The sequence below is a fragment of the Streptomyces sp. NPDC027962 genome, assembly GCF_055566095.1.
On the sequence record NZ_JBVHTA010000016.1, the window covers coordinates 59,539 to 74,289 of the forward strand.

The window sequence follows — 14,751 nt, forward strand, 5'->3', positions numbered from 1 at the left end:
CCGTGCGTACAGATCGTTCGCGCTCGTCGAGCAGGGCACAAAGCGGTGACGAGGCGACGACAGGCAGCAACAAGCAGCCGCAAACGGCAGCAAACAGCAACAGGAACCGACAAGCAGCGACAAGTGGCGACAAGGTCGACTGGGTCAGGGAGCGAGGGGCGGACGTGCCGGAACCGACCGTGGTCATGCTCGCGGCGGACTACTTCGAGAGCTACGCCGTCGTCGGGCTGCTCGCGCTGATCGGCGTGCTGTTCGTCGCCGTTGCCTTCGCCGCCGGCAGGCTGCTGCGGCCGGTCGTCCCGACGCCGGAGAAAATGCTCACGTACGAGTGCGGAGTCGACCCCGTCGGCGAGGGATGGGCGCACACCCAGGTCCGTTACTACGTCTACGCCTTCCTGTACGTGATCTTCGCGATCGACTCGATCTTCCTTTTCCCGTGGGCGACGGTCTTCGCCGCCGACGGATACGGCGGGACAACTCTCGTGGAGATGTTCATCTTCCTCGGCTTCCTGGCCGTGGGACTGCTCTACGCATGGAAGAAGGGGGTCCTGACATGGACGTGACCCCGACCCCGTCCCAAGCTCCGGACACGGCCTCGGCTCCGGACACGGCCTCGGTCCCTGCTCCGGAGCTGCTTCCGGAGCCGCGGCGACTGGGAGCCCTCGCACGCCTGGCGCCCGAACCGATGAAGGTGGTCCTCAACTGGGGCCGCCGCTACAGCCTCTGGGTCTTCAACTTCGGACTGGCCTGCTGCGCCATCGAGTTCATCGCGGCCTCGATGGCACGCCACGACTTCATCCGTCTCGGCGTGATCCCCTTTGCGCCGGGACCGCGCCAGGCGGACCTGATGATCGTGTCCGGCACGGTGACGGACAAGATGGCGCCGGCGGTGAAGCGTCTGTACGAGCAGATGCCCGAGCCCAAGTACGTCATCTCCTTCGGCGCCTGCTCCAACTGCGGCGGGCCGTACTGGGACTCGTACTCCGTCACCAAGGGCGTCGACCAGATCATCCCCGTCGACGTCTACGTACCCGGCTGTCCGCCCCGCCCGGAGGCGCTGCTCCAGGGGATCCTGAAGCTCCAGGAGAAGATCGCGCGAGAGTCGCTCGGAGAGCGCTACGGGCACGGTGGGAAGAGTGCCGGCGCCCGCACCTCCGCCACGGCCCTGCAGAGCGGGCTGGTCACGCCGCCTCCACCGGCCGGCGCCGAGGGGGCGACGCGGTGAACCAGTACGACCTGCTTCCCGATGCCGTCACCGAGATCTTCGGCGAGGAGGCGACGGCCGAGCGGGCCTACGACCTGCTCACGGTCGACGTCCCGGCCGGCTCCTGGATCGCGGCACTGGAGATCGCACGCGACAAGCTGGGCTGCACCTATTTCGACTGGCTCAGCGCCGTCGACGAGCCGGGTACCGGCTTCCGTGTCTGCGCGCACGTCGTCTCGCTGGAGGGCCGTGCCGTCCGGCGGCTGCTGGTGCGCACGACCGTTACGCACTCGGCTCCGTCGCTGCCCTCCGCGGTCGACATCTACGCGGGCGCGAGCTGGCACGAGCGCGAGACCCACGAGATGTTCGGTGTCGACTTCACCGGCCATCCCCACCAGGCACCGCTGCTGCTGCCCGACGGCTTCGAAGGCCATCCGCTGCGCAAGGACTTCGTGCTGGCCGCCCGGGTCGCCAAGGCCTGGCCGGGCGCGAAGGAACCGGGAGAGTCGGAGCACGGCGGGCCGAAGCGCCGCCAGATGCTGCCGCCGGGTGTCCCGGACCCGAACGAGTGGGGTCCCCTCAAGGGCCAACTCCCGCCCGCGCCCGCCCGCCCCGCCCGCACACCCCGCGCCGCCGGAGCGGCCGGAGCCGCGGCAGCGGCCGGCGAACGCCCGCCGCGTCGCGCGCGGAGTGCGAGTGAGGGCTCTGCGTCCCAGGGCGGAGCAGTCCCTGCGGAGCCGCAGGCCCCGACCGCTCCGCGTCGCTCCCGCAGCGCGAGTGAGGGCTCGGCGAGCGTGCGCCGCTCACGTGACACGACGCCGCCCGAGGCGGCCGGAGCGCCCGAGACGCCGGTTCCTTCGCCGACGCCGGGCGCGCCCGAGGTATCCCAAGAGCCCCCGGCGTCGGGCGCGGGCACCACGCCGCCGCCCAAGGCGTCGCAGCCCTCCGGTTCGGAGGCCGACGCCACGGGTTCCCCCACGACCCCGGCCATGCCGTCACGCTCCCGCAGCGCCGACGCGCCCTGGCATCACGCCCGCCCCGCGTTCGACGACAGGCACTCCGCAGCGGCGTCCCCCGACGCAACCGTGGCGGAACGGCCGGTACCTGCCGGACCCGACGCCGCCGAGGCAACCGTGGCGGAACGGCCGGTACCTGCCGGACCCGACGCCGCCGAGCAACCCGTCGCCTCCGAGAGCGACTCCCCAGAAACCGAGACCCCCCGGCCCGCGACCGGGTCCACCGACGGACCCGAACCCGATGACGAGCCGAACCGACCTGCCGGAGGCGAGCCCGCGTGAACGACGCACTGGACGTCGCCCTCCGGCTCATCGTCGTTTTCGCGGTGTTCCTCGTCCTCCCCCTTGCCATCGGGCAGACCGAGCACAAGGTGATGGCCCATATGCAGGGCCGCCTCGGTCCCATGTACGCCGGCGGCTTCCACGGATGGGCCCAGCTCGTCGCGGACGGCGTGAAGTTCGCACAGAAGGAGGACGTTGTCCCGGCCGACGCCGACCGCCGCGTCTTCCAACTCGCCCCGGCCGTCGCGCTCCTGCCCTACCTCCTCGTACTCGTCGCGATCCCGATCGGACCGAACGAGGGCGCGGTCGGTCAGGTCGTCGATGCCGGCATCTTCTTCGTCCTGGCCGTCATGGGCGTCGGTGTGCTCGGCTCCCTCATGGCGGGATGGGCCTCGGCCAACAAGTTCTCCCTCCTGGGCGGTCTGCGCACGGCCGCCCAGCTGCTCGCGTACGAGCTGCCGATGCTGCTCACCGCTGCCTCCGTCGCGATGGCGGCCGGCACGGTCTCCCTGCCCGGCATCCTGAACGCCTTCGAGTGGTGGTGGCTGCCCTGGCAGATCGTGGGCGCCATCGTGTTCTTCGTCGCAGGCCTCGCCGAGCTGCAGCGCCCTCCCTTCGACATGCCGGTCGCGGACTCCGAGATCATCTTCGGCGCGTACACCGAGTACACCGGTCTGCGCTTCGCGCTCTTCCTGCTCGCCGAGTACGCGGGAATCGTCGTGCTGTGCGGTCTGACGACCGTCCTCTTCCTGGGCGGCTGGCACGGCCCGTTCGGCGCGGACGGCCTCGGCTGGGTATGGACCCTCCTCAAGACCGCCGTGCTCGCCTTCATCGTCATCTGGCTGCGCGTGACATACCCCCGGATGCGCGAGGACCAGCTGCAGAAGCTCGCCTGGACCGTCCTCGTCCCACTCGCTCTCGCCCAGATCGCCCTCACCGGCATCGTCAAGGTGGTGATCTAGTCGTGTCCCCGATCCCCGGATCCGGTCTCGCCAAGGGCCTGGCCGTCACCCTGCGGACGATGACCAAGAAGACCGTCACCGCGCAGTACCCGGACGTCCAGCCCCAACTCCCGCCCCGTACGCGCGGCGTGATCGGACTGTTCGAGGAGAACTGCACGGTCTGCATGCTCTGCGCCCGCGAGTGCCCAGACTGGTGCATCTACATCGACTCCCACAAGGAGACGGTCCCGGCCGCCGTCCCTGGTGGCAGGGAGCGCAGTCGCAACGTCCTCGACCGGTTCGCCATCGACTTCTCCCTCTGCATGTACTGCGGTATCTGCATCGAGGTGTGTCCTTTCGACGCGCTGTTCTGGTCGCCCGAGTTCGAGTACGCGGAGACGGACATCCGCGAACTCACCCACGAGCGCGACAAACTCCGCGAGTGGATGTGGACCGTTCCCGCGCCGCCCGCGCTGGACCCCGGAGCGGAAGAGCCGAAGGAGGTCGCCGCGGCCCGCAAGGCGGCGGACAAGCTGGCAGCCGCACAAGCTGACGCCACGCCCCCGACGACCCCGTCCGCCCCGCAAGGCACGCCGGGCGCGGCCCCGGAGGCCCGGGACGCCCAGCAGGGCGCGCCGCCGCCCGGCGAACGCCCCGCCGAGGGAGAAGACGGCCCGACTTCGGGTCAGGGAGGTCCGGCATGACGCTCGCCGCCGCCGCGACGCACGGTTTCCTGTCCCCCACCGGGGTCGAGATCGCCTTCCTGCTCGTGGGCATCGCCACGCTCGGCGCAGCGGTCATCACCGTCACGACCAGGCAACTGGTGCATGCCGCCCTGTGGCTGGTCGTGGCGCTCGGTGGCCTCGCCGTCGAGTACCTCCTGCTCACCGCGGAGTTCATCGCGTGGGTGCAGGTCCTGATCTACGTCGGTTCCGTGGTTGTCCTCCTTCTTTTCGGGCTGATGCTCACCAAGGCACCCATCGGCCGCTCACCGGATGCCGACTCCGGCAATCGATGGGTCGCTCTCGCTGTGGCGCTCGCCGCAGCGGCGTCCCTGGTCTGGGTCGTCGTCGACGCCTTCCGCACCACGTGGATCGACCTCGACGGGCCGGTCCAGGGGTCCACCAAGGTGTCCGGGGAGATCCTCTTCCGGCACTGGGTGCTGCCGTTCGAGGCGCTCTCCGTACTGCTGCTCGCCGCACTCGTCGGCGCAATCGTCCTGTCCCGCAGGGACGCAGAGCCGGCCGGCACGCCCCGCACACCCCCCACCGGCACTGCGGACCGAACAACCCAAGAGGGGAACAGCTGATGCACCTCGCTTATCCAGCCGTGCTGGCCGTGCTCCTCTTCAGCGTCGGGCTGTACGGGGTGCTTGCCCGCCGCAACGCGATCCTTGTCCTGATGTCCGTCGAGCTGATGCTCAACGCGGTCAACCTCAACCTCGTGGCCTTCGACGTGTGGCTGCGCGACACCCTGCACGCCGGCCAGGCGCTCACCCTGTTCATCATCGCCATCGCCGCGGCGGAGATCGGTATCGGCCTGGCGATCGTGCTCATGGTGTACCGCAACCGCGGCAGTTCGGATATCGACCGTCTCCGCGACACCGCGGAATCGCCGGACGGTCCCGAAGGTTCCGGCCCCGGCCACGGTGTTGCCGGCGAGACATCCACAGACCGCGAGGAGAAGGCCGAGGCCACCGCGTGACCACCACGACCCTCGCCGTCCTCGTACCCCTCCTTCCTTTTCTGGGCGCCGCGGCCGGGCTGCTGCTCGGCCGCCGTGCACCCGGGTTCGTACGTCCGCTGGCCGTACTGCCGACGCTCGCCGCGGCCGTGCTCGCCGTGCTCGTCGCCGTACGCCAGGGCGGCGGCAAGGCGATCGAAGCCTCGACGCAGCTCACGCCCACCGGCTCGGTCCCGATCGACCTCGCCCTGTACCTCGACGGTTTCGCCGCCCTCGCGGCCGTCCTGGTGGGTGTCGTCGCCTCGTGCGTGCAGATCTACTCGACGGGCTACCTGCGCGACGACCCTCGCTATCCCTCGTACGCCGCTCTCGTCTCGCTGTTCACCTCCGCGATGCTGCTCGTCGTCTACTCCGGCGACCTGATGGTGCTGCTGGTCGGCTGGGAGATCATGGGCATCTGCTCGTACTTCCTCGTCGGCCACTACTGGGAGACGCCCGAGGCACGGGCCGCCTCCCTCAAGGCGTTCCTGGTCACCAAGCTCGGTGATGTCCCCTTCCTGATCGGTCTGTTCGCGCTCGCGGCCGACGCGGGCACGTTCCGGATCACCGGGATCCTCGGAGCCGTTGCCGCCGACGCCGTCGAGCACCCCACGCTCATCGCCCTGCTGCTCCTCGCGGGCGTGGCGGGCAAGTCGGCGCAGTTCCCGCTGCACACCTGGCTGCCCGACGCGATGGCGGGCCCCACCCCCGTCTCCGCGCTGATCCACGCGGCGACGATGGTCGCGGCCGGCATCTACTTCGTGGCCCGGCTCCTTCCTCTCTTCGCGGCGTCCGCGGCCGCCATGACCGTGCTTGCCGTGATGGCCGCTGTGACGATGGTTGGCTCGGCGCTCGCCGCGCTCGCCCAGGACGACATCAAGCGGGTCCTCGCCTACTCGACCATCGGCCAGCTCGGCTACATGTCGGGCGCCCTGGCCGTCGGAGACCGAGGCGCCGCCGTCTTCCACCTCCTGTCCCACGGTGCGTTCAAAGCGCTGCTCTTCCTCTCCGCCGGCGTGATCATCCACGCCGCCGGCACCAACTCGCTCGCCGCCATGTCGCGGATGAGCGGACTCGCCAAGCGCGTCCCCGACGCGTACTGGACGATGACCGTCGCGCTTCTCGCCCTCGCGGCGATCCCGCCCTTCGCCGGCTTCTTCTCCAAGGAAGCCGTACTCGTGGCCGCCGAGCACACCGCTATCGGCGACTCGGCCGTCGCGCCCACCGCCGCCGGCTGGTTCGTGCTCGTCGCCGCGCTCGTGACCGCTCTTCTCACCGCCGCATACGCGATCCGGCTATGGCTGCTCGCCTTCCGGGGACGCGGCACCGAGGCTCCCGACCACGGCAGGCAGCCCATCGCGATGACCAGCGTGCTCTGGGTCCTCGTCGTCCCGTCGCTCGCTTTCGGGCTGACCGCCGGCCGCCTGCCCCGCTGGTTCGACGGCCATGAGCTCACCCCGACCCTCACCACCGCCGTCCTCGGCACAGGCGTCGCCCTCGTCGGCGGGCTGATCACCTACGGAGCCTGGCGGCATTCCACCGCGGTCGCCGCCCGACCCCCCATCGGCGCGGTCGCGGCGCACCCGGACGCCGAACCTGCCGTCTCCGAGGCCGAGGCCATCGTCACCCACAAGCCTGCCTACGGCGACATCGCCGCGGCCCCCGACCCGGCCGACCCGGCCCGGCTGCTGCTCGGCCCCCTCCACCGGCACGCTGCCGCGGGCTTCCACGTCGACGCGCTCTACACCGCGATGTTCGTCCGTCCCGTCCGGGCGGCCGCCCAGTTGGTCAGCTTCCTGGACCGCGAGGTCGTCGACTCCTATGTACGCGGCTCCGGCACGGGCACGCGCTGGCTCGGCGCGGCTGTCCGCCGCGCGCAGACCGGCAATGTGCAGACCTACCTGAGCGCTCTGCTCGCCGGCTCCGTCGTCCTGGCGATCGCCGCCGTCGTCCTTTCCAACGTCAACGCCGGATCGTGAGCCGTGATCGATATCAGCGCGTCCGTGATGCAGTTCCTTCTCGCGTTCATCGTCGTCGGGCCGCTCGTCGGAGCCGCCGCAGCCCTGCTGCCCGCCCCGCCCGGGCTTCGCGGCAGCAGCCCGGACCAGGCGGTTCTGCGGCACGGCATGACCGTCACTGGCACGGTCCTGGTCGCGGCCGTCGTCCTGGCGCTCGGCTTCGACCACGACCATCCGTCGAAGATGCAGGCCACGACGGACATCAGCTGGATCCCGGCACTTGATGTGCGGATCCACCTCGGCATCGACGGCATCTCGCTCCCCCTTCTGGTTCTTACGGCGCTGCTGACCTTTCTCTGCGCGCTCTACAGCTACTTCAAAATGCCTGCGGGCCCGTCCCCGAAGGCGTTCGTCGCCCTGCTTCTCGTCCTGGAGTCCGGGACTCTGGCGACCTTCGCCGTCCTCGACCTGCTGCTGTTCTTCCTGGCCTTCGAGATCGTGCTCATCCCGATGTACTTCCTCATCGCCCGCTGGGGCGGGGAGGCGCGGCAGCCTGCCGCCTGGAAGTTCATCCTCTACACACTGCTCGGCTCGGTCGTCATGCTGCTCGGCATCCTGCTCATCGGGCTGAAGGCGGGCACATTCGACATGGTGGCACTCGCCACTGACAACGGCCGGGGACTCACAGCATCCGTGCAGGTCATCGCCGTTCTGGCGATCGGCCTCGGCCTCGCGGTGAAGACGCCGATGTGGCCGTTGCACACCTGGCTGCCCGATGCCCACACCGCCGCTCCAACGGTGGGCTCCGTTCTCCTCGCGGGCGTTCTGCTGAAAATGGGAACGTACGGTTTCGTTCGTATCGTGCTGCCGATCGCGCCCGACGGCATGCGTACTTTCGCGCCGTACCTCGCCGCGTTCGCCGTCGTCGGCATCATCTACGGCTCCCTCGCCTGCCTCGCCCTCGCGAGGAGCGGCGCGGGCGGCGACCTGAAGCGGCTGATCGCGTACTCGTCCGTCGGCCACATGGGCTTCGTGCTGCTCGGCATCGCGACGATGACGCCCACCGGCGTGAACGGCGCCCTGTTCGCCAACATCGCCCACGGCCTCATCACCGGCCTGCTGTTCTTCCTGGTCGGCGCGGTCAAGGACCGCTACGGGACCGCCGACCTCGATGCCCTTGCGGGTGCGACGGGCGCCGCGCTGTACGGCCATGCCCCCCGCCTCGGTGGTCTGCTCGCCTTCGCCGCGGTCGCGTCGCTGGGGCTGCCGGGGCTCGCCGGTTTCTGGGGCGAGATGCTCGCTCTGTTCGGGGCGTTCGACCCCGCCGACGGCCTCAGCCGTCCCGCGTTCCTCACCTTCATGGCGATCGGCGCCTTCGGCACCCTGCTCACGGCCGCGTATCTGCTCGTCGTCGTGCGGCGGGTGTGCATGGGAGCCAGGCCGCCGGCGGACCGGGCCGAGGCCGAGCCGCTCGCCGATGTCCGGGCGTACGAGTTCGCCGCCTGGACCCCGCTCGTCGCCCTCACCGTCCTCGCCGGTCTGTGGCCCGCGGTCCTCCTCGGCCTCACCGACCCGGCCGTGCAGAAGCTCCTCGCAGGAGGCAAGTCGTGACCGTGGCAGCAGACAGCGTCACCAGCCTCGTCCAGTCCGTCGACTGGGCCGCCGTCGCGCCGCCCACGATCACGGCGGTCGCGGCCCTGATCGTCCTGGTCGCCGATCTCTTTGTCGACGAACGGCGCAAGCCGCTGCTGGGCGCCGTCGCCGTCACCGGTCTCGTCGCCTCGCTGCTCGCGCTCCTGCCGCTCCGCAAGGGCGACCGTTCCACCTTCTGCCTGACTGACAACGCAGCGGCCTGCAGCTACACCGCCGACCACTTCACGCTGGTGATCCAGTTCCTGGTATTCGGCGGTGCTCTCCTGACCGCGCTGCTCTCCCTCACCGAGACGCGGAAGAAGCTCCCGGCAGGAGAGTTCTGGTTCCTGCTGCTCTCCTCCGCGGCGGGTGCGGCGCTGCTGCCCGCCTCACGTGACCTCGCGACCCTGGTGGTCGCCCTGGAGGTCGCCTCGCTCCCGGCCTTCGCGCTGGTGGGTCTGAGAAGGGGGGACCGGCTCTCCAGCGAAGCCGCGCTGAAGTTCTTCCTCTCGTCCGTCGCCGCAACGGCCGTGACGCTGCTGGGCGTCAGCTTCGTGTACGCCACGACCGGGACGCTGCACCTCACCCAGGTCGCCGCGGGCCTCGAGGACGTGCCCGGACAGCTCGACACGCTCGCCAAGGCAGGCGTCGCGCTGACTCTTGTCGGCTTCGCCTTCAAGACGGCCGCGGTGCCCTTCCACTTCTGGGTGCCCGACACCTACGTGGGAGCGCCGCTGCCGATCGCGGGCTACCTGTCCGTCGTGGGCAAGGCCGTCGGCTTCACCGGGCTCATCCTGGTGACCGTCATCGCCTTCCCCGGATACGCGGACATCTGGGGCCCCGCTCTCGCGGTCCTCGCCGCTCTGACCATGACCGCGGGTAACGTCGCGGCCCTGCGCCAGTCGGCGACACGCGCGTGGAGCGCGGTCCGTCTCCTGGCCTGGTCCTCCGTGGCGCAGGCCGGCTACCTGCTGGTCCCGATCGCCGCCGCTGCCTACTCCAGCGACGTGCAGATCGGCGCGACGGTCGCGTACGCCCTGATGTACGCCGTGGTGAACCTGGGCGCCTTCGCGGTGGCTGCGCTCGTGGCCCGCAGCCGGCCGCTGAACCGGATCTCCGACTACCGCGGCCTGTACGCCACCCGCCCGCTCACGGCCCTCGCCATGGGCTTTTTCCTGCTCTGCCTGGCAGGACTCCCGCCAGGCATCGTGGGCCTCTTCGCGAAGGTGACCGTCTTCTCTGCGGCCGTCGACGCCGGCCTCGGCTGGCTGGCCGTCGTCATGGGCGTCAACGTGGTGATCGCCCTGTACTACTACCTGCAGTGGACGGCGATTCTGTTCCGCGCCCCCGAGGCGGCGGAAGGGGCGGCGGAGCCCAGCAGGAAGCGTGCCCCCGCCTCGGTCACCGTCGCCGTGGTCCTGGCAGCTGCCGTCGGTGTCGTGCTCTCCGGATACCCCCAGCTGGTCCTGCGCTTCGCCGCCACCAGCCTGTTCTGACGCCCCACCCGAACGGCCCACGCCCGGGGCCGTGGCGTGCAAGGGAACCAGTGTCCTTCGCCTGGCGTTGACCAGTTCAGAAGGGTCCACTGGAGAGTGGAGCACCACCACGCAAAGGGTCCCCTGCCGCACCACTTGGAGGGCGTAGCGTGCACCGCCGGCACAACGGGCTGAAGACCGCCGTACTCCTCGGGGGGCTGTCCGCACTCATCCTTGTCATCGGCAGCTTCTTCGGCCGGACAGGGCTGCTCGTCGCGCTTGTCGTGGCGCTCGGCACCAACGCGTACGCCTACTGGAACAGCGACAAGTTGGCGTTGCGGGCCATGCGCGCCCGCCCCGTCAGCGAGTTCGAGGCCCCCGCGCTCTATCGCATGGTCCGCGAGCTCTCCACCGCGGCCCGCCAGCCCATGCCGCGTCTCTACATTTCCCCGACCCAAGCTCCCAACGCGTTCGCGACGGGCCGCAACCCGCGCAACGCGGCGGTGTGCTGCACCGAGGGGATCCTGCGGATCCTCGACGAGCGCGAGCTGCGCGGCGTGATCGGCCATGAGCTGAGCCATGTCTACAACCGTGACATCCTGATTTCCTCAGTTGCCGGAGCGCTCGCCTCCGTGGTGATGTTCCTGGTCAACTTCGCCTGGCTGATCCCCATCGGCCGCTCCGACGACGACGAAGGCCCCGGCCTGATCGGCATGCTGCTGATCATGCTGCTCGGCCCCCTGGCGGCTTCCGTGATCCAGCTGGCGGTCAGCCGCTCCCGGGAGTTCGAGGCGGACGCGTCGGGATCCCAGCTCACCGGCGACCCACTGGCCCTGGCCAGCGCCCTGCGCAAGCTCGACGCCGGCACGAAGCAACTGCCGCTGCCGCCGGAGCCACGGCTCGAAACCGCGAGCCACATGATGATCGCCAACCCCTTCGGCCCCGGCCGCGGGCTCTCCAGGATGTTCTCGACCCACCCACCGATGGCGGAACGTATCGCCCGACTCGAGCAGATGGCAGGTCCTCGCCCGTGAAGACAATCCTGAACGTCATATGGCTGGTCCTGAGCGGTTTCTGGCTGTTTCTGGGATACCTGCTGGCGGGAGTGATTCTCTGCATCACCGTCATCGGCATCCCGTTCGGCCTGGCGTCGTTCCGGATCGGCGTCTACGCCCTCTGGCCCTTCGGCTACACAACCGTGGACCGACGCGACTCCGGCGCGCCCTCACTCGTGGGCAATGTCCTGTGGGTGATCCTGGCCGGCTGGTGGCTCGCGCTCGGCCATATCGTCACAGGCATCGCGCTGTGCATCACGATCATCGGCATCCCCTTCGGCATCGCCAACTTCAAGCTGATTCCTGTCTCCCTGATGCCACTGGGCAGGGAAATCGTCCCGACCGAGCGGCCGTTCGCGACGCGTTGAGCGCGGCGTCCCGTTCGGTCGGCGTCCGGACTCCACGCGCATGACCGCACATGGGACGTCCCGTACACCCGAACGGGTGTAACGCCGCCCCGTCCGGAACTCGGCGTCCAAGCCGAGGCGTTGGCGACTGTGTAGTAAACGAGCATTCCGAGCGAAGAGAAGCCGATCGCCCCGCGCAGGTCCACCGTTGCCGCCCCCACCGCGGCGACGGCGCCCACAGCGACCACCGCGCGGTGCGGCACCTGGAAGCACGGACGAACGGCGGCCAGTGCACCCGGCAGATGGCCGTCCCTGGCCGTCGCGAGCGTCGTCCTCCAGACGCCGAGAATCAGCGCGAGCACGAATCCGGTGCTGTCACGACGGCGCCGACACCCACCACCGGCACCAGCCGGCCCCCGCCGCCGCTCACGTGTCATGCGTCGCACCACACTGACCAGCGCAACCGCACCCCAGGCGGATCGCGTCCTCGACAACGACACCGCAAGAAAGGCAGGTTCACGGCATGAGCATCATCAGCTGGATCGTCCTCGGGCTGATCGCCGGGGTCATAGCCAAGATCCTGCTCCCGGGGCGGGACCCTGGCGGGCCGATCGGCACCACGGCCATCGGCGTCGCCGGGGCCTTTCTCGGCGGCTGGATTTCCGCCCGGTTCCTGGACCGGGATATCGCCAACCAGTTCTACGACGGGCCTACTTGGATCGCGGCCATCGGCGGCTCGCTCGTCCTGCTGATCGCCTACCGCATACTCTTCGGCCACTCACGCTCGCGCTGAGGGACGGCCCGCGGCGACGGACCAGGTCAGCCCGCAAGCCCGGTCTCCCGCAGCGTGATGTTCAGCCGCCCGCTGCTCATCCCCGCCGCCAGGTCGGCCGTACCGGGCAGCACCTTCGGCACGCCGTGGTACGCGAAGCGTGAGACGCCACCGAAGACGAACAGGTCACCGGACGCCAGCTCCACGTCCGTATAGGGGCGGCCCCGTGTCTCGGGGTTCCCGAACCGGAACACGCACGCGTCGCCGATGCTCAGCGAGACCACAGGCGCGCCGGACCGTTCCTCCTTGTCCTGGTGCATCCCCATCCGCGCCGCGCCGTCGTAGAAGTTGATCAGTGCCGTGTCCGGCGTGTACCCGCGATGCTCGCCGTACGCCTCGACCAGCGCCTCGCGACCCAACTCCACCAGCCAGTCCGGGAATTCGGCCACCCGGGCACCGTTCACGTCGTCCGCCGTGCGGGAATACCGGTACGGCTGCCAGTGCCAGCCCACGCATACGGTGCGCACCGACATCACACCGCCGCCCGGCAGGACCGTGTGCCGGATCGGTACCGGCCCACCGGCCCATCCGCGGCAGGCGTCCACCAGCTCCCGCCGGCGCTCTGCAGACAGCCAGCCGGGCACATGAACCGCGCCGGGCGAGACGACGGCTCGTTCGCGGGGGAACAGTGCGCCGCTCATGAGGCTGTTCCGGTCATGGGGCCAGTGCGCCCTCGAGTCCGAGGAGCCGAGCCTTGGACTCCAGGCCGCCCGCATAGCCGCGCAGCGCGCCGTCCACGCCGATCACCCGGTGACAGGGCCGCACGACGAGCAGCGGGTTGCGCCCGATCGCCGTCCCCACCGCCCGGACGCCCACCGCGGAGGTGCCGACCCGTTCTGCGATCTCCTTGTACGTGGTCGTCCCTCCGTAAGGGATGCTCTCCAGCGCCTGCCAGACGCGGCGCTGGAAGTCGGTCCCGGCATCGACGTACTCGATCTCGAATCGGGTCAGCCGGCCGGCGAAGTACGACGACAGCTGACGGCCGATCTCCTGGAAGGCCTCCGGCTCGCGCCGCCAGCCGTCCTCGATGACGGCGCCGCCCTGCTGCCCCGGCAGCGAGAGCGAGGCCAGTGCGGTGCCGCCCTTCGCCGTGGCCGAGGCCCGGCCGACGAGCAGCAGCTCGCCCAGCGGGCTGGCGACGGCGTCGTACACCCTGGTCATGGCGTGCGTCCTTCCTTGCAGGTGTTGCCTCTCGCGGGAGGTTCCCTCCGACCCGCGGCTACGAGGCCGTCCGTCCCGCTCCTATGAGTCTGCGTCCGCGGCGCTCGTGAAGCTGGCGGAATTCGGACGTCACACCCGGTGGGTGCCCGGTGCGTCCCGCACCGGCGGGCACAGGGCGGGGGCGGACCGGCAAAGCCACTCCGCCCCCGGTGCCCCAGCGCGCCCGCCAATGTCAGCGGTAGTTCACGAACTGCAGCGCGAACTCGAAGTCCTGGCCCTTGAGCAGCGCCTGCACGGCCTGCAGGTCGTCCCGGCTCTTCGAGCTGACCCGCAGCTCGTCGCCCTGAACCTGCGCCTTGACACCCTTGGGGCCCTCGTCGCGGATGACCTTCGCGACCTTCTTGGCGTTCTCCTGGGAGATGCCCTCCTCGATGGAGGCGAAGATCTTGTACTCCTTGCCGGAGAGCTGCGGCTCGCCGGCGTCCAGCGCCTTCAGCGAGATGCCGCGCTTGACGAGCTTGGTCTGGAAGACGTCCAGGATCGCGTTGACGCGGTCCTCGGAGTTCGCCTGCATCAGGATCTTCTCGCCGGACCAGGCGATCGAGGCACCGACGTTCTTGAAGTCGTAGCGCTGCGAGATCTCCTTCGCCGCCTGGTTGAGGGCGTTGTCGACCTCCTGCCGCTCGACCTTCGAGACGATGTCGAAACTGGAGTCGGCCATGTCCTGTGGCTCCTTGTATCGGGTGCGTGGAGGCGCGGCCCGCTGAGCCGGACCGCTCGGGCAAGCCTAGCCACCCGCGCCCGCCCAGGGCGCTGATCAATCCAGTGGCGAAGCACCCCCACGCATCAGGTATCGTTTACGTCGTTGCCACGGAGCACCGCCCCACAGCGGATGCCTCCAGAGCGACATCCCATGGCGGTGTGCCCGAGTGGCCAATGGGAGCGGACTGTAAATCCGTCGGCTTAGCCTACCCAGGTTCGAATCCTGGCGCCGCCACGCGATAAAGATGGCCCCTGATCTGCGGAAACGCAGGCCAGGGGCCATCGTCGTTGGAGCGTCGACAGAGCCGACTGTCTCGCTCTGTCTCGTTCACGCGCGCTCTCTACCAGCTGCTGTGGACGGGGC

Annotated in this window: 16 protein-coding genes, 1 tRNA gene and 1 pseudogene; 14 read left to right on the plus strand and 4 right to left on the minus strand. The window is 69.8% G+C overall.

The window, feature by feature from the left end; all coding sequences use genetic code 11:
- Window positions 1-185 precede the first annotated feature (185 nt).
- The 12 genes from ACZ4SA_RS17185 to ACZ4SA_RS17240 all read left to right on the plus strand — a co-directional run bounded on the left by ACZ4SA_RS17185 (window position 186) and on the right by ACZ4SA_RS17240 (window position 11,653).
- On the plus strand, window positions 186-563 hold the full coding sequence (locus ACZ4SA_RS17185) for an NADH-quinone oxidoreductase subunit A (RefSeq protein WP_468275144.1): 378 nt from the start codon (window positions 186-188) through the stop codon (window positions 561-563).
- Window positions 554-1,225 carry an NADH-quinone oxidoreductase subunit B gene (locus tag ACZ4SA_RS17190; protein ID WP_468274986.1) on the plus strand — a complete coding sequence of 224 codons (672 nt, stop codon included), beginning with the start codon at window positions 554-556 and terminating at the stop codon, window positions 1,223-1,225. Before ACZ4SA_RS17185 ends, ACZ4SA_RS17190 begins: the two co-directional genes overlap by 10 nt.
- Window positions 1,222-2,502, plus strand: a complete 1,281-nt coding sequence (locus ACZ4SA_RS17195; protein WP_468274989.1) for an NADH-quinone oxidoreductase subunit C — start codon at window positions 1,222-1,224, stop codon at window positions 2,500-2,502. Before ACZ4SA_RS17190 ends, ACZ4SA_RS17195 begins: the two co-directional genes overlap by 4 nt.
- Window positions 2,499-3,464, plus strand: a complete 966-nt coding sequence (locus ACZ4SA_RS17200; RefSeq protein WP_468274991.1) for a complex I subunit 1/NuoH family protein — start codon at window positions 2,499-2,501, stop codon at window positions 3,462-3,464. The genes ACZ4SA_RS17195 and ACZ4SA_RS17200 overlap by 4 nt, the downstream gene beginning before the upstream one ends.
- Window positions 3,465-3,466: 2 nt before the next feature.
- Entirely contained in the window at window positions 3,467-4,147 is a 681-nt protein-coding gene (locus tag ACZ4SA_RS17205) for a NuoI/complex I 23 kDa subunit family protein (RefSeq protein WP_468274993.1), read from the plus strand.
- On the plus strand, window positions 4,144-4,752 hold the full coding sequence (locus ACZ4SA_RS17210; RefSeq protein WP_468274995.1) for an NADH-quinone oxidoreductase subunit J family protein: 609 nt from the start codon (window positions 4,144-4,146) through the stop codon (window positions 4,750-4,752). The genes ACZ4SA_RS17205 and ACZ4SA_RS17210 overlap by 4 nt, the downstream gene beginning before the upstream one ends.
- A complete protein-coding gene (gene nuoK / locus ACZ4SA_RS17215) occupies window positions 4,752-5,147 on the plus strand; it encodes an NADH-quinone oxidoreductase subunit NuoK (RefSeq protein WP_468274997.1) in 396 nt (131 codons plus the stop codon). The genes ACZ4SA_RS17210 and nuoK overlap by 1 nt, the downstream gene beginning before the upstream one ends.
- Entirely contained in the window at window positions 5,144-7,144 is a 2,001-nt protein-coding gene (locus ACZ4SA_RS17220; RefSeq protein WP_468275000.1) for an NADH-quinone oxidoreductase subunit 5 family protein, read from the plus strand. The genes nuoK and ACZ4SA_RS17220 overlap by 4 nt, the downstream gene beginning before the upstream one ends.
- Window positions 7,145-7,147: 3 nt before the next feature.
- Entirely contained in the window at window positions 7,148-8,734 is a 1,587-nt protein-coding gene (locus ACZ4SA_RS17225; RefSeq protein ID WP_468275003.1) for an NADH-quinone oxidoreductase subunit M, read from the plus strand.
- Window positions 8,731-10,251, plus strand: a complete 1,521-nt coding sequence (locus ACZ4SA_RS17230) for an NADH-quinone oxidoreductase subunit N (protein ID WP_468275005.1) — start codon at window positions 8,731-8,733, stop codon at window positions 10,249-10,251. The genes ACZ4SA_RS17225 and ACZ4SA_RS17230 overlap by 4 nt, the downstream gene beginning before the upstream one ends.
- A 149-nt stretch (window positions 10,252-10,400) precedes the next feature.
- A complete protein-coding gene (htpX, locus tag ACZ4SA_RS17235) occupies window positions 10,401-11,264 on the plus strand; it encodes a zinc metalloprotease HtpX (RefSeq protein ID WP_468275008.1) in 864 nt (287 codons plus the stop codon).
- On the plus strand, window positions 11,261-11,653 hold the full coding sequence (locus ACZ4SA_RS17240) for a YccF domain-containing protein (protein WP_468275011.1): 393 nt from the start codon (window positions 11,261-11,263) through the stop codon (window positions 11,651-11,653). The genes htpX and ACZ4SA_RS17240 overlap by 4 nt, the downstream gene beginning before the upstream one ends.
- Window positions 11,654-11,748: 95 nt before the next feature.
- Here ACZ4SA_RS17240 and ACZ4SA_RS17245 read toward each other — a convergent pair.
- Window positions 11,749-12,041: pseudogene (locus tag ACZ4SA_RS17245) on the minus strand (amino acid permease); the annotation flags it as partial.
- Between the two features lie 114 nt (window positions 12,042-12,155).
- Between ACZ4SA_RS17245 and ACZ4SA_RS17250 the strand changes: the two are divergent.
- The gene (locus ACZ4SA_RS17250; RefSeq protein ID WP_468275014.1) at window positions 12,156-12,425 is read left to right on the plus strand and encodes a GlsB/YeaQ/YmgE family stress response membrane protein; all 270 of its coding nucleotides are present in this window, start codon (window positions 12,156-12,158) and stop codon (window positions 12,423-12,425) included.
- Between the two features lie 26 nt (window positions 12,426-12,451).
- On the opposite strand, the gene ACZ4SA_RS17255 is transcribed toward ACZ4SA_RS17250, so the two are convergent.
- The 3 genes from ACZ4SA_RS17255 to ACZ4SA_RS17265 all read right to left on the minus strand — a co-directional run bounded on the left by ACZ4SA_RS17255 (window position 12,452) and on the right by ACZ4SA_RS17265 (window position 14,346).
- Window positions 12,452-13,105 (minus strand): alpha-ketoglutarate-dependent dioxygenase AlkB family protein, encoded by a 654-nt coding sequence (locus tag ACZ4SA_RS17255; RefSeq protein WP_468275016.1) that lies wholly within the window; start codon window positions 13,103-13,105, stop codon window positions 12,452-12,454.
- A gap of 13 nt (window positions 13,106-13,118) precedes the next feature.
- Window positions 13,119-13,625 (minus strand): methylated-DNA--[protein]-cysteine S-methyltransferase, encoded by a 507-nt coding sequence (locus tag ACZ4SA_RS17260; protein ID WP_468275019.1) that lies wholly within the window; start codon window positions 13,623-13,625, stop codon window positions 13,119-13,121.
- 232 nt (window positions 13,626-13,857) lie between these two features.
- Window positions 13,858-14,346, minus strand: coding sequence for a YajQ family cyclic di-GMP-binding protein (locus ACZ4SA_RS17265; protein WP_468275021.1), 489 nt, complete (start codon window positions 14,344-14,346; stop codon window positions 13,858-13,860).
- A 194-nt stretch (window positions 14,347-14,540) separates the two neighbouring features.
- On the opposite strand from ACZ4SA_RS17265, the gene ACZ4SA_RS17270 reads away from it, so the two are divergent.
- Window positions 14,541-14,622, plus strand: a tRNA-Tyr gene (locus ACZ4SA_RS17270).
- The last annotated feature ends 129 nt before the right edge of the window (window positions 14,623-14,751 follow it).

Excerpts from the sequence above, each read along its gene's own strand:
- ACZ4SA_RS17185 (WP_468275144.1), top strand. The coding sequence starts at position 186 with ATGCTCGCGGCGGACTACTTCGAGAGCTACGCCGTCGTCGGGCTGCTC.
- ACZ4SA_RS17190 (WP_468274986.1), top strand. The coding sequence starts at position 554 with ATGGACGTGACCCCGACCCCGTCCCAAGCTCCGGACACGGCCTCGGCT.
- ACZ4SA_RS17210 (WP_468274995.1), top strand. The coding sequence starts at position 4,144 with ATGACGCTCGCCGCCGCCGCGACGCACGGTTTCCTGTCCCCCACCGGG.
- nuoK (WP_468274997.1), top strand. The coding sequence starts at position 4,752 with ATGCACCTCGCTTATCCAGCCGTGCTGGCCGTGCTCCTCTTCAGCGTC.
- ACZ4SA_RS17250 (WP_468275014.1), top strand. The coding sequence starts at position 12,156 with ATGAGCATCATCAGCTGGATCGTCCTCGGGCTGATCGCCGGGGTCATA.
- ACZ4SA_RS17255 (WP_468275016.1), bottom strand. The coding sequence starts at position 13,105 with ATGAGCGGCGCACTGTTCCCCCGCGAACGAGCCGTCGTCTCGCCCGGC.
- ACZ4SA_RS17260 (WP_468275019.1), bottom strand. The coding sequence starts at position 13,625 with ATGACCAGGGTGTACGACGCCGTCGCCAGCCCGCTGGGCGAGCTGCTG.
- ACZ4SA_RS17265 (WP_468275021.1), bottom strand. The coding sequence starts at position 14,346 with ATGGCCGACTCCAGTTTCGACATCGTCTCGAAGGTCGAGCGGCAGGAG.